Source organism: Rhodococcus sp. IEGM 1306, assembly GCF_036541985.1.
Classification (GTDB): Bacteria; Actinomycetota; Actinomycetes; order Mycobacteriales; family Mycobacteriaceae; genus Rhodococcus_F; species Rhodococcus_F qingshengii.
This window is the reverse complement of record NZ_JAZHFF010000011.1, coordinates 149,931-171,473: the sequence shown is the minus strand read 5'-3', so window position 1 is coordinate 171,473 and position 21,543 is coordinate 149,931. Positions and strand designations below refer to the sequence as shown.

The 21,543-nt window shown below is 60.9% G+C and carries 14 protein-coding genes and 1 pseudogene; 8 read left to right on the top strand and 7 right to left on the bottom strand.

Annotated elements, in window-relative coordinates; genetic code table 11:
- Positions 1–2 precede the first annotated feature (2 nt).
- Together V3587_RS25980 and V3587_RS25975 are read right to left on the bottom strand one after the other, a co-directional pair.
- Complete coding sequence (locus V3587_RS25980; RefSeq protein ID WP_317829922.1) at positions 3–2,276, bottom strand: DNA methyltransferase; 2,274 nt, start codon at positions 2,274–2,276, stop codon at positions 3–5.
- Between the two features lie 928 nt (positions 2,277–3,204).
- Positions 3,205–4,149, bottom strand: a complete 945-nt coding sequence (locus tag V3587_RS25975) for a hypothetical protein (protein ID WP_193594687.1) — start codon at positions 4,147–4,149, stop codon at positions 3,205–3,207.
- A gap of 412 nt (positions 4,150–4,561) precedes the next feature.
- Between V3587_RS25975 and V3587_RS30725 the strand changes: the two are divergent.
- The 3 genes and pseudogenes from V3587_RS30725 to V3587_RS30720 all read left to right on the top strand — a co-directional run.
- A pseudogene (locus tag V3587_RS30725) lies at positions 4,562–4,801 on the top strand (DUF4429 domain-containing protein); the annotation flags it as partial.
- A gap of 1,489 nt (positions 4,802–6,290) precedes the next feature.
- Positions 6,291–6,677: a hypothetical protein gene (locus tag V3587_RS25970; RefSeq protein WP_064443455.1), complete on the top strand. Its 387-nt coding sequence runs from the start codon at positions 6,291–6,293 to the stop codon at positions 6,675–6,677.
- A 1,198-nt stretch (positions 6,678–7,875) separates the two neighbouring features.
- Complete coding sequence (locus V3587_RS30720; RefSeq protein WP_411742258.1) at positions 7,876–8,142, top strand: WhiB family transcriptional regulator; 267 nt, start codon at positions 7,876–7,878, stop codon at positions 8,140–8,142.
- Positions 8,143–8,243: 101 nt separating this feature from the next.
- Here V3587_RS30720 and V3587_RS25965 read toward each other — a convergent pair whose 3' ends face one another.
- Positions 8,244–8,663 (bottom strand): hypothetical protein, encoded by a 420-nt coding sequence (locus V3587_RS25965; RefSeq protein WP_283377712.1) that lies wholly within the window; start codon positions 8,661–8,663, stop codon positions 8,244–8,246.
- 456 nt (positions 8,664–9,119) lie between these two features.
- Here V3587_RS25965 and V3587_RS25960 point away from each other — a divergent pair, with 456 nt between their 5' ends.
- Positions 9,120–10,319, top strand: coding sequence for an IS110 family transposase (locus V3587_RS25960; RefSeq protein WP_152965794.1), 1,200 nt, complete (start codon positions 9,120–9,122; stop codon positions 10,317–10,319).
- Positions 10,320–10,355: 36 nt separating this feature from the next.
- Here the strand turns inward: V3587_RS25960 and V3587_RS25955 are convergent, their stop codons facing one another.
- Positions 10,356–10,808, bottom strand: a complete 453-nt coding sequence (locus tag V3587_RS25955) for an HIT family protein (RefSeq protein WP_050655164.1) — start codon at positions 10,806–10,808, stop codon at positions 10,356–10,358.
- Between the two features lie 182 nt (positions 10,809–10,990).
- On the opposite strand from V3587_RS25955, the gene V3587_RS25950 reads away from it, so the two are divergent.
- Positions 10,991–11,329, top strand: a complete 339-nt coding sequence (locus tag V3587_RS25950; RefSeq protein WP_331703001.1) for a DUF4192 family protein — start codon at positions 10,991–10,993, stop codon at positions 11,327–11,329.
- Here the strand turns inward: V3587_RS25950 and V3587_RS25945 are convergent.
- Positions 11,250–11,525 (bottom strand): hypothetical protein, encoded by a 276-nt coding sequence (locus tag V3587_RS25945; RefSeq protein WP_283377363.1) that lies wholly within the window; start codon positions 11,523–11,525, stop codon positions 11,250–11,252. The genes V3587_RS25950 and V3587_RS25945 overlap by 80 nt on opposite strands.
- Before the next feature lie 150 nt (positions 11,526–11,675).
- A complete protein-coding gene (locus V3587_RS25940) occupies positions 11,676–13,115 on the bottom strand; it encodes a phytoene desaturase family protein (protein WP_283377362.1) in 1,440 nt (479 codons plus the stop codon).
- A 556-nt stretch (positions 13,116–13,671) separates the two neighbouring features.
- Here V3587_RS25940 and gltB point away from each other — a divergent pair.
- The 3 genes from gltB to V3587_RS25925 all read left to right on the top strand — a co-directional run bounded on the left by gltB (position 13,672) and on the right by V3587_RS25925 (position 20,795).
- Positions 13,672–18,270: a glutamate synthase large subunit gene (gltB, locus tag V3587_RS25935; RefSeq protein ID WP_042453347.1), complete on the top strand. Its 4,599-nt coding sequence runs from the start codon at positions 13,672–13,674 to the stop codon at positions 18,268–18,270.
- On the top strand, positions 18,263–19,714 hold the full coding sequence (locus tag V3587_RS25930; protein ID WP_003943594.1) for a glutamate synthase subunit beta: 1,452 nt from the start codon (positions 18,263–18,265) through the stop codon (positions 19,712–19,714). Before gltB ends, V3587_RS25930 begins: the two co-directional genes overlap by 8 nt.
- Before the next feature lie 184 nt (positions 19,715–19,898).
- Positions 19,899–20,795: a cutinase family protein gene (locus tag V3587_RS25925; RefSeq protein ID WP_007735797.1), complete on the top strand. Its 897-nt coding sequence runs from the start codon at positions 19,899–19,901 to the stop codon at positions 20,793–20,795.
- Here V3587_RS25925 and V3587_RS25920 read toward each other — a convergent pair whose 3' ends face one another.
- Positions 20,796–21,347: a DUF732 domain-containing protein gene (locus V3587_RS25920; RefSeq protein WP_037130956.1), complete on the bottom strand. Its 552-nt coding sequence runs from the start codon at positions 21,345–21,347 to the stop codon at positions 20,796–20,798.
- Between the last annotated feature and the right edge of the window lie 196 nt (positions 21,348–21,543).

Here is a 21,543-nt window from a genome sequence, read left to right as displayed (position 1 = left end):
ATTCATCTGGACGAAAACCGCCGAGCAGATACTCGCGAAAGCCGACCGTCGAAAAACTTCAAGAACACCGCACTAGGGAAGATGATCGACTCAGTCGGCTTGTACCGAATTTCAGCGAAGCGGTGTGGAACCGATGCGAGCTTCTTCGTAGCCGGGCGACTACTCTCTTCTCGGTGAGCGCGAACTCTATCGAGCCTGGCCGAAATGCTGGAGATCGCTAATGCCTCGTTGACCTCGTCATCTTTGATCCACAGTGCGTATCTTTCGATGCCGTTAATGAATTCTTTAGCGCCGAGATATGGCTTGATGAATTTCGCGGTCCGCGGATCGAGCTGAGTGAACGACTCTTTTTGCTCGCCTTTGACTATAAGATGTCCGTTGTCGTTCGGCATGCTGCCGAACGACATCTTTGGGACTGCTGCGATTGGCTCGGGGCGGGATTCAATGAATATATTGTGAGCGTCCGCTAGATACCCATTGATATTTGTGGCCTCGATCCGCAGATCATCGGCGTACAGGTACTTCGGCCCAGATCGTGGGTTACGCAGGTTGATAACGGCAACACTGACGTGAGCGCCTCCTTTCGCGTTGTTGTCCCACCAGAAGGACGGGTAGGCGAATCCGATCTCAAGGCCTTTGTCGAAGAGCATGGGAAACATGAGTCGGACGTGCTCACCTTGTGCGACTGAGTTTGTCGTCACGAACGCCAGCTCGGCCTTTGTGCCAGCGATGAAGTCAGCGCCCTTCGCAAACCATAGTGCGATGTAGTTCAGATTCTTGGAGTAGGGCCGCGATCCGAACACGAACGGATAATCGGCCTTCTGCTGTGGAGATTGCTTTTTCGCTCCGTAGTATGGTGGATTTCCGATCAGATAAATTTCGTCGCTGGCGTTGTTAAAGCAGATGTCGTTCCAGTTCACCCGCGCGGCGTTGCCATGCCGAATGCGGCCGGTTTCCTGCAGAGGAATGAGTGGAAGGTCGACACCAAACTTGTCGAGGAATTCCACGTTCATCTGATGTTTGGCTATCCAGAGCGATAGGATCGCTACTTCTGATGCGAAGTCATCGAGTTCGATGCCGAAGAAGTTTTCGATGCTGATGCTTGAGCCGAGCATGTGACCTTGGTGTCTACCCTGGATTTCGGCAAGGCGTTCGAGAATCGCGTGTTCGAGTTTACGCAGTTCTTTGTATGCGATGACCAGGAAATTTCCGGAGCCGCAGGCAGGGTCGAACACCTTGATGTGGCTGATTCGGTCCAGCAGTTTGTTCAGTTTGCCGAGATTGTTGAATCCTGCATTGAACTCCTCCTTGAGTTCATCGAGGAACAACGGCTCGATGGTTTTCAAGATGTTTGGTACTGACGTGTAGTGCTGCCCAAGGTTGGCTCGTTGCCCAGGAGTAACGACTGCTTGGAACATTGACCCGAAGATGTCGGGGTTGATCTCGTTCCAGAGTAGCCGTCCGCTCTCGATCAGCAGGTCACGGGCCTTCTTGTTGAACTTCGGGACCGTGTGGTGTGCTTCGACCGTAAAAAGGCGGCCATTCACATATGGGAAGGCGGCAAGATGAGCCGGCTTCGGGGACCCATCAGGCGTATCGAGGGCGTTGAAGAGGTCGGTCAAGAACTGGTCGACGTCGGAACCGTCGGGCTGGGTGAGATTTCCGACTGACCCGGTGAATTGGTCCGACTTGAATATCCCGGTGTCCTCGGCGAAGAAGCAGAATAGCAACCTCGTGAAGAACACGTTCAGTGCGTGGCGGGCCTGAGACGATCCATGAATCCCCGGGTTGACCGTGACCAGTTCGTCGAACAGCTTCGCCATGCGCTCGGCCGCCTTGAGGTCCGCGTGCGCCTCGCCGACGTACTGGGCCTTTTCCATGCCCGACCATGGCAGAAAGAAAGTGAAGTGCTTGTCAATGTCGGCGATTGGTGTAGCGAGGGTCTCATTGGTCTTCGTATCGACAGCGAGAAGTTCCTCGAAGTCCGTCACGATTACGAACCTGCAACTGTATCTGACCACCGTCGGTGAGGACCGCAAGCCGTCGATAACGCCGTACAGATCATCGGTCGTTGGCTTGAAGTAGACGATGTTCTTCTGGCCGACCTCAGTAGCCGGATCATCCGCAATATTCAGAGTGCCGTTGCGCAACCGCGTGATGTTGCTTGCCGACCGCCCGTAGGCAGCGAGCAGATCGAAGATGAAGGTACGGTCGTATTTGGCTCGTCCACCGAGCGGTCGGACCCGCTCCTCGACGGACTGCAGGTTCAATTTCACGCGACGACTCCTGAAACTCTTACGTTTGGGCCGATCAGCTGAAAGGCCCTCTGTCTCATCCAAGCACTGCCACCCAGACCAGCGATGCGAACACCGCGCAACGCTATCGGCTGGCTTGGACGGATGGTGTGTCGGAGTCATAGGGAATCATCGGTTCATGACGGGCGACCCGGATACGAGCGACGATCACTGGCGCGAAGAAGCACTTAATCGGATGAACAAAGCAAGCGTTGTGCTTGACCGTATCGAAGCCGACGAGCCGTACCGGTCAAGCCAGATTGCGACCTAGCAGGAGACCGGGAGCAGGTTCCCGACTTGTGGGTCGACACGCCGCGCAGCTCTACGACTCGGGGGAGAAGACGGTCGCGCAGATCGCGGCGATGTTGAACATTCCCCGCACTACTGTCTACGGACACCCGAACAAGCGCGCGCCGGCGACGAGTGTGTCGACTGATTTGGTGAGCACCGTGGCGTGGTCCCTGTTGCGGCGGTGCGAACATTCGCACGGAGTGGCACCCTGCCGGATCCGGTGCAGCAGTGGCTCACCGCGAGCTGGTGGACCGTACTGCCTGAGCTGCGATGCCCCGACTACACCTGACAGGGTTGCATACGGGATCACGTCGGCAGGCTGCGGCACACGCCTGACAGGCTGCCGGATTCACAATCGGGGCAACGCTCGGGAACCAACAACATCCACCATCACTGTGAGACCTAGCAGCTAGCGTCGATACCGCGACGAGCAACAGGTCGCCACACTGACCCCGGCCGCGCGGCCCCATCGACGGCCCCGACCGGCAAGAACCCAATCCCCTTGCCGATCGGTCGCACGTGGCGACCTGTTTCCCATTTTCTCGCGTCGTCGGTGTTGGACCACCCAGTCGCCGGAATATCGAATGAGATCCGTGTGACTGACCGCCGGCCGACATCCTCATTCGTGGATGTACTCCACGTTCGATTCCTTGTTCTTCTTCTCCAGATAGGCGCCGAGCATCCAGATGAGGTTATCGGCGCGTGAGTAGTTGCCGTCCGGCGTGATCGCAACTCCGACCAATGAGTACCTCAGGAAGTACTTGAGTGATCGGTTCTTGCTGCCGATCAACGCACAGAGACGATCAACGTCCCCTTCTACCGTTTCCCTGATTTCGGGAACCCACAGCTCGAGAAGTCTGGTGATGTGGCGGTCGGGTTTGAAACCATTCCAATGCAGGTTGCGAAGAAATTCGCTGGCGAGCGGATACCCCATACCCGGTAGGTCCCGTTCGCGGTGAGTCATCTGAACGAGGCCGCTGTCGAGATGCTTTTCGCCGGGCCACCGGCGTGGGGGTGAGATCAGGTAGCCGGCGAGGACCATCATCAGATGCTGGTTGCCGAGCTGGTAGCCGGCATCCTCTGCGAGGGCGACGAAGGCGCGCGCGATTCCGAGGATCTGGTCGTAGTAATTGGGATGATCGGTCAGCAGCTTCGCCCAGCGGATGATCGCTTTTGCATCGCCGGCGCCGCCCTGCCCGCTCAAATGCTCGCGGAGATCGGCGAGCGTCAACGTCCCGTCGAGGATGGCGGTGTGCGTTTTTTCGGGGTCGAAGCCGTAGAGAAGTCCTTCGAGGTGCTGGTCACGGACCTTGACGAAACTTGCCCAGTTCCGGGAGTTGCTGCCGAGGGCGTTGACTGCAGCTTTGAAGACCTGCTGGTTGCTGTATGTCTGGGCGAGAGGAGTGTCCATCGCTTCCTGATCGAGATAGCGCACCGCGTAGTCGAGGAACTGCGACGAGGTGGCGGCGTCTGTCGGGAGGCTGTAACCCCTCTCGATCCTCGCCCTGACCTTGTAGTTCGAGAACAACCGTTCACCGACCAGGTCGTAGTCCAACTTCTTCACCATTAGCTCCTCATCGCACGGACCGGATTGCGCTAGAGAGTCGCTTTGGCTTGCCGACGTCCCGTCCACTGTGGATCGGTCGGTGCGGCGGATTGGTTACCACCCTGATCTTCAAAGCCTTCATCGAGGCGTCCGACTGCCCGATCTGATCCTATTTCCAACGTTTGTCAACAGCTGACGCAGCGACCGAAGCATCTGAGTGTTCTTCGGGCAGATCAGGCGCAGAGCGGTAACACTTTCCACTGGTGGACGTAACGAAAGTTCGTCTTGATTCGAACAATATTCAGAAGATTCTGGAGTTTTCGAGATCAGATGCGCCAATGGATCGAGGTCCGGCCAGCGGCGCTGCACAAAGGAGCACGTGATGGAAGAGTTAAGAACTGCGGAGGGATTTATTTAGTTCGACGATGACGCGGTTACGCTCGTCTTCAAAGGGTGGCGTGTTCCGTTCAAAAAGAAAGCCGCGAGCCCGCGACGAATTCCGTACTCCACAATAGTTGAGGTAGAAGAATATAGTCATAAAAAATCTTCATCGTACATTAAAATTGTCATCTCAGGAAAAGCGAACTATAAATTAAAGCCGGAATCGGACATCGACTGTGTAATTTTTCGGGCGAATGATAGTAATTCGGTGATAATACGTCGAACCTGATAAAGAGCAGAATGGCAGGAGCTTTAGCGCAGCCAGTACCCTCCTTGCTGCCTCCGCGGCCGATTGACTCTCCAGTAACGAATTCCACGGATGTATTCCTCGGGCCGCAGGAGGTACTTTTCATCGAGTGGAAAGGAAATAAGCGGCTCACCAACTCTCCGGTGAAATGCTTATGCAAAGCTTGTCTGCATCGGTGGACGGTCCCCGCATCTGCTGCAAATGCCTTGGCTCAACAACAAGGGTTGTCGGCGCGACTCATGAGAAAAGGGAACAAGGACATGCACGAAGGCGCCCAGGGGTTGATATTGCAAGTTCACTCCAGACTGCGAAGGGCCTCGAATACGACCGCTCCGAAAAGGCTTATTCTAATGCACTCACCCCCTTCTGGTGTCCCAATTGTTCAGAGTTGGCCAAAACGTATCTATTAACCAAATAGGTTCGGTTACTCGTGCTGAAGCGGAGCTGTCGATCAGTGCCGGGCGCGACCGTCGACGGTGACGCCGGCACTCCGACCGGCGCCGTCCCCCATTGTTGACCGACGCCGTGAGTGGTGATCGCATCGTCAAGTGTCGTTCGTCTGGGTCAGATCGGCTGCAGCTCGAAGGTCGCAGCCCGGCAATCTTTTCTGCCGATAACATAGATTATGTCAGATGAACTGCGAGAGATGCTGCACAGCAATGGTTTACGCTGTCGCGGGGATCTCGATCGCTACCAAGTCGAGTCCCGTAGCCGCCGCTGAGTGATGCGCTGGTCGATGTCCTCTTTCTCGGTCGAACGCGGTTCGGGCAACATTGGCGTGATTCTGCACGCCGGGGACGCCGGTGAGTGGACTGGCGAACTTGCAGAACCTGCGCAGTGCCGTTCATACAGAGCGAGTGCACTGTACGTCTCACAGACGGCCGGTGGGCGGACCGGGATCACAGTAGGAGGTGTGCCCTGCGGGACTGTCAGCCGTTTGTTTATCGGCGTTTACTCGTTCCGGGCAGACCGCCGGAAACGACGGAGCTGATCCCTCCGGCCGGGGCCGGCCTTCCGCAATGCGGAACTTCCTTCGCAACAGGAAGAGGCTTCGGACCTAGCCGCACGTACAACTGCCGGCGCAGTCGACGAGCTTCGGCAACCAGTTCGCGCTCACGCTCGGAGAGTGGACGAGCAGATGCGACGTCGGTCGCCGTTCGTAAGAACTGCTCCACCTGCTTCAACTCGGCACGTGCAACCCTCTGGCGTTTGCTTTCACTTGGCGGCTCTACCGAATTTTGCTTCTTCCGTCGTCGGCCCATATCGGATGCTCTCATACCTCTCTGACACCTTGGGCCAGCTTGCATTGCGTATAGCTGCGCCGGCATCGCGAGAAGTATCAAATCAATTCGCCAATGCCGCAGGCGTATCGCGAAGGACGTTGACTTGCCAGCAGAAATGATGAAGGTGCGGCAAGGTAAGTTTTCGGCGAACCCAGTGGACCACTGATCAGAACGAGGAAGTGACGTACGTGGCTAAAGATGGTTGGGAATTTTGGCGGGTCAGCAATGCGTCGAGCGGCGCACTGGAATGGCTCGCCGTCACGCGACCGGGCGCACGCGCTGCGATCGACCGCGAAAAAGTATGGACGCTGCTGCCGAAAAGCCGCATGTTCATCGCAAACTGGTTCCTGACCGCCGACTTCGGACGAGAAGACGACGCGAACGAATGGGTGTACGAGAACATCGACTCCACCGAAGCACGGGAGGTCGCACTGGAGGTACCGGAGCCATCGACCGCGATCGTGACCCGATTGACTCACCCCGAGTCGTCCCTAACACTGAATCAGATCGATCGGCACCCCGTGGACAAACTCCTAGGCAAGCGAGTAGCAGACAAACTCGAGAACCGTAACTGACCTACCGGCGAACCGTCCGCCGCGGACGAACCCCGGTCATTTACCGCCCATCACACCAAAATTCAGGAAGAGTGCGGTACCTCGTTGAAACATTCGACTTCCAGACCCGTACTGCCCCTCGGTCTCGTGATATCAGTGCAACTCTTGATATCAGTGCAAACCAACTGATGGTTTGATATCTGAAATATTCCACGCTGACAATTCGGCTGTATCGAGGGCGGGATTGGTGGCGATTAAGCGAAGTCAGAACTGACTCCACCATGTGGCAAATGCGTTCCAGGCTGTGCTGACCCACCCCCAGACGGGAGGCATGACAAACAGGTCAGGTAAGTATCCGATCATCGTTGGTCTCCTCAGAGTGGATTCCACCAGGCGGCCAGTGGCAGCAAGAATGCGTACCAGAACAGCACTTCTTCGGGAAAATCAGGTAGGCGTCCGATCATGCATCTCTCCTCCCCCCGACTTACTTCGTTCATCGCGCCTGATAGTGGTGCGTTACAGTGCCGGTTCTGGACAAGGGAAGTCTTCCGGCCAAAGAACACGCCACAGCGAAACCACCGCCCTACTCGGCGACAGGCGCACCTAGAGGTTCGGCCGTCAGGAGCTAGGGACATCATCACTGTCGGACCCTGAACTATTCTTGGAACCGCGACGAGCAGCAGGTCGCCACTCTGACCTGACCGCAGCGAAAGCTGAAGTCCTGACCTGCACAAACCGTGCAGATCGGTCTACGTGGCGACCTAATCCTCATGACGACTGCTGGGCAGATCTGCCGCGGAACACGGTGGCGAGAACCCGCCAGTGCTTTGTTGTGAGGAGTGCCTCGCACGTCGTTGTCGGGGCACATCGCACCGTCGCCGCCCGCTCACTCCACCTGGTTTCGGCTGGAACAGCGGCGCATTCGAGATCGACGAGCACCGAAGAAGGTCTCGTGCTGTGCCCGCCGAGTACGAATGGGAGAGCACTCGACGGGTTCTAGCGGCTCGATTCAGCACAGAACCGGACCACTTCCGAGTGTCCTCTCTTTGCGGTGACCGCGGTGTGCCGGTTTCTTCGAGCGCTTCTCAGCCGAGTGAAACCATGAGGTCCGGCCTTGTGCAGGTTCTCACTGTGGACATGGGTAAGGAGTCCTTCCGCAACGATGTGAACCTTCTTGTTCATGTCAGGATGACGGCCGCGTTCACGTCAGGATGACGGCATGGACAGTGCAGAGGTTCCGTGTCGATCCTACGACCCGGATTTGTGGTTCTCGTCGGTCCGCAGCGAACTGTCGACTGCAATAGCGTTGTGCCGCAAATGCTCTCACCTTCATCAGTGTTTGGCGGGTGCGCTCGACCGGCAGGAAGCGGCTGGGATCTGGGGTGGCCGACATATCGTCGAGGGGAAAATTGCGACCCTTCCGGGGACGACACGCCGCTACTTCGCCGGACGGCTCCGGTTCCATGCCCCTTCGAAAGCGCCTTAGAGACCTCCGGACCAAGGGCAGCGTCCTTGTGAAGCACTAAGTCTGGCAACGCCACGAAGGTTGTCCCAGCAGTTGCCGGTGAACGCGCTCTACCGGTTCGGTCAGGGGACCGTCCAGGCACCACCACCGGGCTGAATCATCACTGCCGGATAATTCGGCGGCCCGGTCGGCACTGTGACGGCGGCGACCACGATGCCCGCCCCTGTCTGGGCCTCGACGCTCGGATATCCGAGGTACGCGATGCCCGCCGCTCCGGTGGAGATGTTTCGCCAGTGAATGAAGACGCAGCAGTAGCGGTCTGCGATGAATCGGGTGACGCCCGGCGCCGCCGGATCGGTACTGGCGGTGACGTACATGGCGCCCACAGAAGGGAGGCCGGTCGCAGTGACCGATGCCCTTACGACAGGAACGGGGAAGACGGTGTCGGTCGGTGCGGCAGCGGCAGGTTGTGCGCCGAAGAGCAGCGCGACCCCGATGCCGGCGACGATCGATGTTCGCCGTAAGCCATGGTGTGATCTCATCGCGTACCCCTGTCTTTGGGATGGGATACCCGGCTTCAGCGCAGTTAACAGAGACGACGACCGGTAGAGGCTGCCACCGAAGTGGCGAGCGACGCAGAGCTGCCAAACTCACGATCTGGATCCACCTGACCGGCGACCGGCCACCTTCGGTGTCCCCTGAAATGAAATCCGCTGCGCTCCGTCCTGTGAAAAGCATTGATTTGTTTTCCTTAACGTCTTTGAGGGGCGGTTTCCGGTTGCTGCTCGTAGGTTCGGAGCTGCCTGGGGACGCTGCGGTATGGCTTATTTGTTTTCGCTGTTCGTATGGCCGGAAGTGAGTGGCCGCCGCGGTGTTCTCGACGACTCGACTGCTTATTGAGAGATGCGACTGGATCGCTGTTTAAGGACACGACAGAGAGGTCGTCCACCCAGGTGAAAGCCCGATTCATGGGGAAACGAGGGTGAAGGGGAGCGCGTGTGAGGCAATTGTGGGCAGGTATCGATGCAGGTAAAACCCATCATCACTGTGTGGTGATCGACGGCGACGGAACGCGATTGCTCTCACGACGGGTCGCCAACGACGAAGCCGAGCTGAGTGTCTTGATCGACGACGTGCTGGGTCTGTCGGAGGGTGGTGTGGTGACGTGGGCGGTGGATCTCAACGACGGTGGGGCTGCGTTGCTGATAGCGCTGATGGCCGACCGGAACCAACGGTTGCACTACATCCCGGGCCGGGTGGTCCATCACGCCGCTGGTGGCTATCGCGGTGACAGCAAGACCGATGCGAAAGACGCCGCGATCATCGCTGATCAGGCGCGGATGCGCCGAGACCTGCACCCGGTGCGGGCCGGCGACGAGATCAGTATCGAACTGGGCATTCTGACCTCGAGGCGGACGGATCTGATGCGAGATCGAACCCGAACCATCAATCGACTCCGTGCACTACTGAGTACATATTTTCCGGCCCTCGAGCGGGCGTTGGACATCAGTAACGTCAAAGCGACGTTGATCTTGCTGTCGGGCTATCAGACGCCGGACGGGATCCGCAGACTTGGAGAGGCACGGTTGCAGGCGTGGCTACGGAAGCGTAAGGCCTACAACGCTGCCCAGATTGCGGCGAAGGCGATCAACGCGGCGCAGTCGCAACATGTGCGGGTGGCGGGTCAGGACGTGGCAGCGAGCACGGTCGCGAAATTTGCCGTTCAGGTCATGAACATCGATGCGGAGATGGCCGAGCTCGATCGTGATATCGAGGAACGGTTCCGCAGTCATCATCATGCGGAGGTGATCGAGTCGATGCCCGGTTTCGGGCCGATACTCGGGGCTGAAGTGCTCGCCGCCACCGGTGGTGATTTCACCGCGTTCGGGACCGCTGATCGGTTGGCCGGGATCGCGGGTTTGGCTCCGGTACCACGTGATTCGGGTCGGGTGAGCGGAAACCTCCGCCGCCCAAGAAGATACGATCGCCGCCTACTGCGGACCTTCTATCTCTCCGCGCAGCTGAGTCTTCGAAGTTGTGCTGCATCGCAGACCTATTACGCACGTAAGCGTGTGGAAGGAAAGCGCCATACGCAGGCAGTTCTTGCGTTGGCGAGACGACGATTGAACGTGTTGTGGGCGATGCTCCGCGACAACGCGGTCTATCGGCCGGAGCCGACTGTTGCATCGGCCGCTTGAGTAACCGGTCTATGCGAAGACAGTGCAAAGTCCGAGTCAATCCAGGGCGGCGGAAAGTTGCCCGTCCGGGGTGGTGAGGAGTCGACTGCCCAGAGTGGCGATCGCCTCCATGTCGCCTGGGGTTCCAGGTTGCCAGGGCAGCACCAGTCGGTCCTTGGTCTTGTCTACGTATCGCGGAATCACGTGCAGGTGGAAGTGGAACACTGTCTGCCATGCGTCGGCGCCGCAGCAGTTGAGCAGGTTCACTCCGTCTGCACCGAACTCCGCGACGGCTGCCTTGGCGATTCGTTGCGCTGCCAGGGTGACTGCGGTCAGGTCATCGGTCGGGATCTCGAACAGATCCTTGCTGTGCCGTTTCGGAATAACCAGTATGTGACCGTCAGAGCCCGGATTGATGTCCATGAAGGCGTACGTCGTATCGTCTTCGGCCACTTTCACGTTCGGGACGTCGCCGGCCACGATGCCGCAGAACAGGCACTGATCGCTCATGGCCACGGAGTTTAGCTCTAAGCTGCCCGGCTCGACCCTCGGACCTGCGTAGCCTTCGGCTCCGCCCCGATTGGAACGGCCTGCGGCCGTGCTTGACAAAAGCTATTGAGATTCACTTCTGGCCTTTTGATTCTCGTCGGCGGTGACCTGCGCGCAACCCCTGGCGGCGCAAGCGCCGGCCGATGGCTCCGAGAAAGTTTTCGTCACTCGCACGCTCCCGCCAAAATTTTCTCGGCCCAGGGGGGCACTCCGGCCCCTCATACCGACGCGATTCTCCTTTGCTAGAAGGCGGAAAATATTGGCGGGGCACGAGGCCCGGTCACTTTCACAGCAAGGGGAACGACATGCAGAACATCCGTTTGAGGACCGCCACCGATGTCTTGGCCGCAATCCCGGCATTGCTCGGATTCGTCCCCGCCAATTCCGTCGTGATGATCGCTCTCACCGGCCACCCTCGCGTTTGTCGCGCGCACCGATGTCATCGGTGCCGATGCGGCAGCCGACTACAGCACCGCACTTGAGCAAGCCGCCGTCACGTCCGTTATCTGGGTTGTCGTCGGCACCGGTCCGGTGGCAGCCGCCGGACTCGATCAGATTGAGGCAGCTCAGCGCGAGCTCGACAGCATGGGAATCCGCAGCATCCGCACCCTTGCCGCGGAATCCCTCGCGGTCGGAGCGGGGTGGTTCGACACCAACGGCGAGGTGCCTGACCAGCAATGTATGTTCTGCGTCTCATGCCATTAGTTGCTCTGTCGCGGGTTCGCTTTGGCCACTGGGCCGGGCATCTGCGTTTCGTCCGTGTTGGCCGGCTGGGTCATGGACTCCTCCGAAGGCGTTGTCTGAAAAGTCGTCCCCATCGGGGACGCCTCAACCCCGAGCCTTCAGCGCCGCCCGGGCAGCATTGAACCCACCCATCCCGTGGACCCCGCCGCCCGGGGGCGTCGCGGACGAGCAGAGGTAGACGCCCGGGGCCCCGGTGGCATAGGGGTCCAGTCCGAACCTGGGGCGCGCGATGATCTGCCGCGCCGTGTTCGCACCCGCGGAGATGTCGCCGCCCACGTAGTTGGGGTTGTACGCCTGCATCTGCGGCACATTGCGCACGTGGACGCCCACGATCCGGTCCCGGAACCCCGGCGCGAACCGCTCGATCTGACGGGTGATCGCTTCGGTCGCGTCACTCGGATAGCCGTGCGGCACATGCGCATACGCCCAAACGGGATGGATGTCTCCGACGGAACGGGAGGGGTCGGCCAAGAATTGCTGGCCCAACAGAATGAAGGGCTTGTCCGGCATCTGACCCCGGACGGTCTGGCGTTCGACAGCAGCAGTTTCCGAAATCGTCCCGGACAGATGCAGGGTGCCGGCCTTGCGGGCATGCGGATTCGTCCACGGCACGACGCTTCCGTCAGAGTCACTACGCACGGCGTAGTCGACCTTGTACGCGGCGGTGCCGTAGCGGAATTTGCGGTAGGCCCGGGCAATGCGATCAGGCTGCCGACCATCGAGCAGACGACCGGCCGCGTCGGGGGCGATGTCGAGCATGACGATGTCGTAACCGGCGATCTGGGAGTAGTTGGTGACCCAGTTCCCGGTTTCGATGGTGCCACCGAGGCTTCGCAGGATCGACGCGAGGGCGGCTGCAATTGACCCCGAACCACCTTGTGCCACAGGCCAACCGTGAGCATGAGCGGCCGCAGTGAGCATCAACGCGACCGCGCTGGACATGGGAAGGTCCAACCGCCCGAACATGTGCGCCGCGACGCCGCCGAACAGCGCCCGCCCCTGTGGAGTCTTGAACATCCGCGCGAAACCCGTCGCGGGAAGCAGAGCGCCCGTCCCGAAACGGGCGAGCATCAGCGGGTGCTTCGGGACGTGGACGATCGGCTTGAAGACGTCCTGCACCAACTCGTCGAAGTTCTCGGCGAGGTATCCGAAGACGTCGAGCCACCTCTTACCGTCGGCACCCAATTCGTCAGCGGTCCGGTTGATGTCACGCCACAGAACCCCGGCGGTGCCGTCGTCGAGTGGATGGACCAGATCGATCTCGGGCCACAGCCACGTCAGGCCATGCTTGGCGAGCCCGAATTCGCGATCGAGTTCCTTGAAGTAGGGAGAAGCCAAGGCCGTGGGATGGAAGGCGGAGCAATCGTCGTGGACGAGTCCGTCGACTATGTATTCGCTACTGCGGGTGCCACCGCCGATCTTGTCCGCACCCTCGATGACATGGACGTCGATTCCGGCGCGGGCGAGTTCGATCGCCGCCGCGAGACCGTTGGGACCACTGCCTACCACTACTGCTGTTGTCATTTGCTCTTCGCCACCCGTCTTCTCAAGGGTGAGCCTACGGAAATTACAGCGATGGCATTCTGCGAGCAAACAATTCAGGCCTAGACCTTGGTTGATCGATCAACTTTTGTTACAGTTCGAGGCGCACTGGCCGCAGCTGATTTTTATCGCTGCGGCCAGTTGTTGCATTCATCGCCCATCGCGCCTGTTTCCTGCGGATTCGGTATCCTGTGAATCGGAACTTCTCTGCACAGACGCAGCTCCGAAATCTGTCGAGGGGCCTTCTGGCTCCCTGCATCGCCGCAGTTCAGAGCAATTATAGGGCTACCTTAGTTGCGCCCGTGCCGGGGTTCTGAATTATCGTTTTCGTTACACGGTTGACTCACAAAAGTTTCAACCGACCGAAGACTCACGTCGCCGGGTGCCAGAACGCACACCATCGCGTCTGCGCAGGGCGGCTACTTCGGTGGTACCGAACACATCGTCGTGTCGGTGCTTTGAAGGACTTGCATTGCAAGTTGATGGCCATCAGCGCTGCTGGTCGTCGGTGCATCTTTATGGCATACGAAGGCTGGGTATGAAGCAACTTCCAGGCCCCCAGGGCCTCTATCACCCGTCCAATGAGCACGACTCCTGTGGAGTCGCATTTGTTGTCGACATGCATGGTCGCCGCAGCAGGGACATCGTCGAAAAGGCGATCACCGCTCTGGTCAACCTCGAGCATCGCGGCGCTGCCGGATCAGAACCCAACACGGGTGACGGTGCGGGCATTCTGCTGCAGGTTCCCGACAAGTTCTTCCGAGCTGTCGTGGACTTCGCGCTGCCCGCCGAAGGCGCGTACGCAACCGGTATCGCATTCCTCCCGCAGGGCGATGCCGATGCACACGAGGCTGCTGCTGCAGTCGAGAAGATCGTCGTCGAAGAGGGCCTGAAGGTTCTCGGCTGGCGCGAGGTCGGAACCGACGACTCCTCGCTGGGCGCACTGGCGCGCGACGCGATGCCGACGTTCCGTCAGATCTTCATCGGCTCCGAGGGTGACAAGTACACCGGCATGGATCTCGAGCGTCGTGCATACGTGGTGCGTAAGCGCACCGAGCACGAACTCGGCTCCGAAGGCGCCGGCAAGGGTGGCCCGGGTAGCGAGACCGTGTACTTCCCCAGCCTGTCCGGTCAGACGTTCGTCTACAAGGGCATGCTCACCACCCCGCAGCTCAAGGGTTTCTACCTCGATCTGCAGGACGATCGTGTCGAGAGCGCACTGGGCCTGGTCCACTCGCGCTTTTCCACCAACACGTTCCCGTCGTGGCCGCTGGCGCACCCGTTCCGCCGGGTCGCTCACAACGGTGAGATCAACACCGTCACCGGCAACGAGAACTGGATGCGCGCTCGCGAGTCCCTGATCGACAGCGACGTCTTCGGTGGCCGCGAGAACCTGGACAAGATCTTCCCGATCTGCACCCAGGGCGCCAGTGACACCGCTCGTTTCGACGAGGTGCTCGAGATGCTGCACCTCGCCGGCCGCAGCCTCCCGCACGCAGTTCTCATGATGATCCCGGAAGCCTGGGAGAAGCACGAGAGCATGGACCCCGCTCGTCGGGCGTTCTACGAGTACCACTCGGCTCTCATGGAGCCCTGGGACGGACCGGCGTCGGTATGCTTCACCGACGGCACCGTCATCGGCGCCGTGCTGGACCGCAACGGTCTGCGTCCGTCGCGTCTGTGGATCACCGAAGACGGCCTCGTTGTCATGGCGTCGGAGGTCGGCGTTCTGCCGATCGATCCGTCCACGGTTGTCCGCAAGGTCCGCCTCCAGCCCGGTCGCATGTTCCTCGTGGACACCGCGCAGGGCCGGGTCATCAGCGACGAGGAACTGAAGAACGAACTCGCTGCCGAGCACCCGTACCAGCAGTGGATCGACGAAGGTCTGATCCACATGGACGACCTGCCGGACCGTCCGTACACGTACATGTCGCACGAGCGCGTCGTCCTGCGCCAGCAGCTCTTCGGTTTCACCAACGAAGAGGTCAACCTGCTGGTCAAGCCGATGGCTCTCTCCGGTGCCGAGGCACTGGGCTCGATGGGTACCGACACTCCGATCGCCGTGCTCTCGTCACGTCCCCGGATGCTGTTCGACTACTTCTCGCAGCTCTTCGCTCAGGTCACCAACCCGCCTCTCGACGCGATCCGTGAAGAGGTCGTCACCAGCCTCGGCGCGACCATCGGCCCCGAGGGCGACCTGCTGCACCCGAATGCGGACTCCTGCAAGCAGATTGCGCTCCCGCAGCCGATCCTGCACAACGACGACCTGTCGAAGCTCGTTCACGTCAACGACGACGGCGAATTCCCGGGCTTCCGCAGCGTCGTGATCCGCGGCCTGTACCCCGTCAAGGAAGGCGGCGACGGTATCCGTCGTGCGCTCGAGGGCATCAAGTACCAGGTCTCGCAGGCAATCGAGGGTGGCGCGCGCATCGTCGTGCTCTCGGACCGTGAGTCCACCGAGGACTACGCACCGATCCCGTCGCTGCTCCTCACCTCGGCTGTGCACCACCACCTGGTTCGTGAGAAGTCGCGCACCAAGGTCGGCCTCATCGTCGAGGCCGGCGACGCCCGCGAGGTGCACCACATGGCGCTCCTCATCGGCTTCGGTGCCGCAGCGGTCAACCCGTACATGGCTTTCGAGACCATCGACGAGTTCCTGCAGAACGGCGAGCTCGAGGGTCTGACCCTCGAGAAGGGCATCGCGAACTACATCAAGGCAGCCGGCAAGGGTGTCCTGAAGGTGATGTCCAAGATGGGCATCTCGACGCTCGCGTCGTACACCGGTGCTCAGCTGTTCCAGGTCATCGGCCTCTCGCAGGAGCTGACGGACGAGTACTTCACCGGTCTGCAGTCGCAGCTCGGTGGCATCGGCCTCGACCAGATCGCAGCCGACGTCCAGGCACGTCACGCCGTCGCATACCTCGATCGCCCCGAAGAGCGCGCTCACCGCGAGCTCGAGGTCGGCGGCGAGTACCAGTGGCGTCGTGAAGGCGAGTACCACCTGTTCAACCCGGACACGGTCTTCAAGCTCCAGCACGCAACTCGCACAGGTCAGTACGAGGTGTTCAAGGAGTACACGACCATGGTCAACGACCAGTCGGAGCGCCTTGCCGCTCTGCGTGGTCTGTTCGACTTCAACATCGGCAAGCGGCCGTCGATCTCGATCGACGAGGTCGAGCCGGCCAGCGAGATCGTCAAGCGTTTCTCGACGGGTGCGATGAGCTACGGCTCCATCTCCGCCGAGGCTCACGAGACTCTCGCCATCGCGATGAACCGTCTGGGCGCCCGCTCCAACTCCGGTGAGGGCGGCGAACATCCGTCGCGCTTCACGCCGGACGAGAACGGCGATCTGCGACGCAGTGCCATCAAGCAGGTCGCGTCGGGACGCTTCGGTGTCACCTCGCACTACCTGAGCAACTGCACCGACATCCAGATCAAGATGGCGCAGGGAGCCAAGCCCGGTGAGGGCGGCCAGCTTCCGGCTCACAAGGTGTACCCGTGGGTGGCCGAGGTTCGGCACTCCACGCCTGGCGTCGGCCTGATTTCGCCGCCGCCGCACCACGACATCTACTCGATCGAGGATCTCGCTCAGCTGATCCACGACCTGAAGAACGCCAACCCGCAGGCCCGCATCCACGTGAAGCTGGTCTCCGAGGTCGGCGTCGGAACCGTCGCGGCCGGTGTCTCCAAGGCACATGCCGACGTCGTTCTGATCTCCGGTCACGACGGTGGCACCGGTGCCACCCCGCTGACCTCCGTCAAGCACGCGGGCGCACCGTGGGAACTCGGCCTCGCCGAGACCCAGCAGACGTTGCTGCTCAACGGTCTCCGAGACCGCATCGTCGTGCAGGTCGACGGCCAGCTCAAGACGGGTCGCGACGTCGTCGTCGCTGCCCTGCTCGGCGGCGAGGAGTTCGGTTTCGCCACCGCACCGCTGGTGGTCTCGGGCTGCATCATGATGCGCGTCTGCCACCTCGACACCTGCCCCGTCGGTGTCGCGACGCAGAACCCGTTGCTGCGTCAGCGTTTCAGCGGCAAGCCGGAATTCGTCGAGAACTTCTTCATGTTCATCGCCGAAGAGGTTCGCGAGCTTCTCGCGGAACTCGGTTTCCGCACGCTGCTCGAAGCCGTCGGCCAGGTCGACATGCTGGACACCACGCGCGCTCTCGATCACTGGAAGGGAAGCAAGGCAGGCAATCTCGATCTGTCGCCGATCCTCACCCAGGTCGAGTCCGCGTTCATGGACCAGGACGTCCACTGCACCGGCACGCAGGATCACGGTCTCGACAAGGCACTCGATCAGCAGTTGATCGTTTCGGCCCGCAACGCACTCGACAAGGGCGAGGCGGTCTCCTTCGAGTCCGCGATCACCAACGTCAACCGCACGGTCGGCACCATGCTCGGCCACGAGGTCACCAAGGCGTTCGGTGGAGAGGGCTTGCCCGAGGGCACCATCGACATCACGTTCACCGGTTCCGCCGGTAACAGCTTCGGTGCTTTCGTGCCCAGCGGTATGACCCTGCGCCTGCACGGCGACGCCAACGACTTCGTCGGCAAGGGCCTCTCGGGTGGACGCATCGTCGTACGCCCGCCGCTCGATGCAGCGGAAGGCTTTGTCGCCGAGGACAACATCATCGGTGGCAACGTCATCCTGTTCGGCGCCACCAGCGGCGAGGCTCTGCTTCGCGGTGTCGTCGGCGAACGCTTCGCAGTCCGTAACTCCGGCGCCACTGCCGTCGTCGAGGGTGTGGGCGATCATGGTTGCGAGTACATGACGGGTGGAAAGGTGGTCATCCTCGGAGCCACCGGACGTAACTTCGGCGCCGGCATGTCCGGTGGCGTCGCGTACATCTACAACCCCGACAAGGCATTCGAGAAGAACCTCAACACCGAACTGGTGGACCTCGAGGATCTTTCGGGCGACGACTTCACCTGGTTGAAGGGCGCCATCGAACGTCATCGCGACGAAACCGGCTCCGAGGTTGCCACGCGCATCCTCGCTGACTGGTCGCAGCAGGTGGGTCACTTCGCAAAGGTGATGCCCCGCGACTACAAGAAGGTTCTTTTGGCCATCGCGGCCGCAGAGAAGGATGGCAAGAACGTGGACGAGGCAGTTATGGAGGCAGCTCGTGGGTGATCCAAGCGGCTTCCTGAAGCACACGTCGCGCGAACTTCCGGTTCGCCGGCCGGTGCCGTTGCGCCTGCTCGACTGGAAAGAGGTCTACGAGGAGTTCCCGAAGGAAACCCTCAAGACCCAGGCCAGCCGTTGCATGGACTGCGGAATTCCTTTCTGCCACAACGGTTGCCCTCTCGGAAACTTGATTCCCGAGTGGAACGACCTGGTCTACAAGGACCACTGGCACGACGCCATCGAGCGTCTGCACGCGACCAACAACTTCCCGGAGTTCACCGGTCGTCTGTGCCCCGCACCCTGTGAGGCGTCCTGTGTCCTGGGCATCAACCAGGATCCGGTCACCATCAAGCAGGTCGAGGTCGAGATCATCGACAAGGCCTTCGACGAAGGGTGGGTCAAGCCGGTTCGCGCCGCGCACGCCACCAACAAGAAGGTTGCGGTTGTCGGCAGTGGTCCGGCCGGTCTGGCTGCAGCGCAGCAGCTGACCCGCGCCGGTCACGCAGTGACGGTCTTCGAGCGGGCAGACCGCATCGGCGGCCTGCTGCGCTACGGCATCCCCGAGTTCAAGATGGAGAAGCGGCACATCGACCGCCGTCTCGAGCAGATGGAAGCCGAAGGCACCGTCTTCAAGACCAACGTCAATGTCGGCGTGGACATCACCGCGGACGAGCTGCGTGAGCAGTTCGACGCAGTGGTTCTGGCCGGCGGCGCCACCGCAGCTCGCGATCTTCCGATCCCGGGCCGCGAACTGGACGGCATCCACCAGGCGATGGAGTTCCTGCCGATCGCCAACCGCGTGCAGTTGGGTGACCTCGACGCTCCCACCATCACCGCTGAGGGCAAGAAGGTTGTCATCATCGGCGGCGGCGACACCGGAGCGGACTGCCTCGGCACCTCGCACCGTCAGGGTGCGGCCAGCGTCCACCAGTTCGAGATCATGCCGCGTCCGCCGGAGACTCGCGCCGAGCAGACTCCGTGGCCGACGTACCCGCTCATGTTCCGCGTGGCTTCGGCTCACGAGGAGGGCGGCGAGCGTCTGTTCTCCGTCAACACCGAGAACTTCGTCGGTGAAAACGGCAAGGTCACCGGACTCAAGGCTCACGAGGTCGAGATGAAGTCGGGTCGCTTCGAGAAGGTCGAGGGCTCGGACTTCGAGCTCGAAGCCGATCTCGTGCTCCTGGCCATGGGCTTCGTCGGTCCCGAGAAGCCGGGTCTGCTCACCGATCTCGGTGTCGACTTGAACGAGCGTGGCAACGTCGCCCGCACGTCGAAGTGGAACACCAACGTCGACGGCGTGTTCGTGGCCGGCGACATGGGCCGCGGCCAGTCCCTGATCGTCTGGGCCATCGCCGAGGGACGTTCCGCAGCAGCCGCTGTGGACACCTACCTCGAGGGTGTCACGGCCCTTCCGTCACCGATCCACCCGACAGCGGCTCCGCAGCGCTAGAGGCTCTCACAAAGCCGCACCCCACCGCATTCGGTGGGGTGCGGCTTTGTTTCTGCAAGCAATTCGCACGATCTGTAACAAACCTTCATCAATCGTGCATCGGACAGACACAACGCCCAGACAGTATGATTCCGGAGCACCGATAGTGGTGTATGGGTTGCTGAAGGTAAAACAGGGGAGTTTCATGCGTGCGAGGCGTCTCGTTGCGGTGTTGTCGGCACTTGCTGCGGCAGTAGTGGTACCGGTTGTCAGTGCTCCCGTGGCGTCGGCTGATCCCTGCCCCAGCCTGTACGTCGTGGCCATCCCGGGAACGTGGGAGCCCTCGGGCACCAGGCCCGGCGCCGGCATGCTCGCCCCGGTGACCAACGGGCTTCCGGGCTCCGTTCGCACCGATTACGTCACCTACTCGGCGACGGCCTTCCCGTGGGAGTCCAACGTCTACGCCAAGTCGAAGCAGCAGGCTGTCGACAATGCCCGCGGCATGATCGGTGCCATGGCTGCCTCGTGCGGAGACACTCGCTTCGCGATCGTCGGATACAGCCAGGGTGCCGACGCGGCAGGCGATCTCGCCGCCGAGATCGGAACCGGCATCGGCGTTGTTCCCCCGACTCGCGTCGAGGGCGTCGGTTTGCTGTCCGATCCCCGTCGTTCCGAGTCCGACGTCCTGATCGGCCCCGCTGTCGGCGGTAACGGTGCCAGTGGCCCGCGCATCGGTGGATTCGGTTGGCTGTCAGGCAAAACGGTGACGCTGTGCGCGGTCGGTGACCTGTACTGCTCGACGCCGAAGGACGATTTCGTGATGCGTCTGGCCGGATTCATGGCTCAGGCGTCCGATCCCACTCCGGCCAGTGCGCTCGCGCTGCGCGACGAGGCCGCCGTGATCGTCAATGATCTGATCACCGCAGGCGGTCTCCCCGCTTTGATGGCCCAGCTCGATCCGGGCGCGAACTCGCGGCGCATCGATCAGTTGGTCGACTTCTACGGCTCGCAGGTCCACACCGACTACACGCGTTACGTCGTTGACGGCGCAGGCAATTCGGCTACATCCTGGCTGCACGGCTGGTTGGCCGGCAAGGCCTGATCAGCAGTACGTCTGCTCGGCCGTGTCGACGTAGATCTCGGCAATGCGCTGCGAGGACATCGGCGTGATCTGTGAGTACACCTCGCCGACGGAGTTGAACTCCGCCAGCACTTCGGACCGAGGCATACCGTCAGCGAGCGCCTTGCAGGTGCCGTCGGCGTAGAGGATCTCTGCGGAATCCATTCCGGCGGGCGGGATCCCGGCCAGACGCAGCGCGGCGATGTACCGCTGCCCCTTCTCTCCGGCGTTCGCGACGATCTCTTCCGGTGACCGGGCGTCGATCGGCGCATTGGCCGCTGGCGCTACTGGTAGCGATACCGGCGGGGGCGTCGATTCGACGACGCTCGGCGCGGCTTCCGGAGTTGTTGCGGCGAGCGGGCTGGTCGGCAGCTCGGAAAGCGTACTGGGGGCAGTCGAACTCGACGTCGCCGCAACCGACGTGCTGGTGGCCGCAGAAGTGGATTCCGATGCGTCGCTGTCGGATTGGCTGCTGCAGCCGCTGAGGAGTAGGCCCGCTGCCGCGACGCAGAGGACCAGTCTGTTCGTGTTCATCACCCGTGAGTGTTACACACCGTACCGCTTATTTTGTCCGTTTTAAGGAAACTCCCTTTTGCCCTGTTTTTAAGTCGAAGTCCTGTGATATACATCTGTTCAGTTGTTACTTGTGAGTAGGAGCACACCGCAAGACCTTGTCGGCGGCGGTCGAAACACAAGCAATGACTGCGAGTTTCGTCCCCCATCACATAAA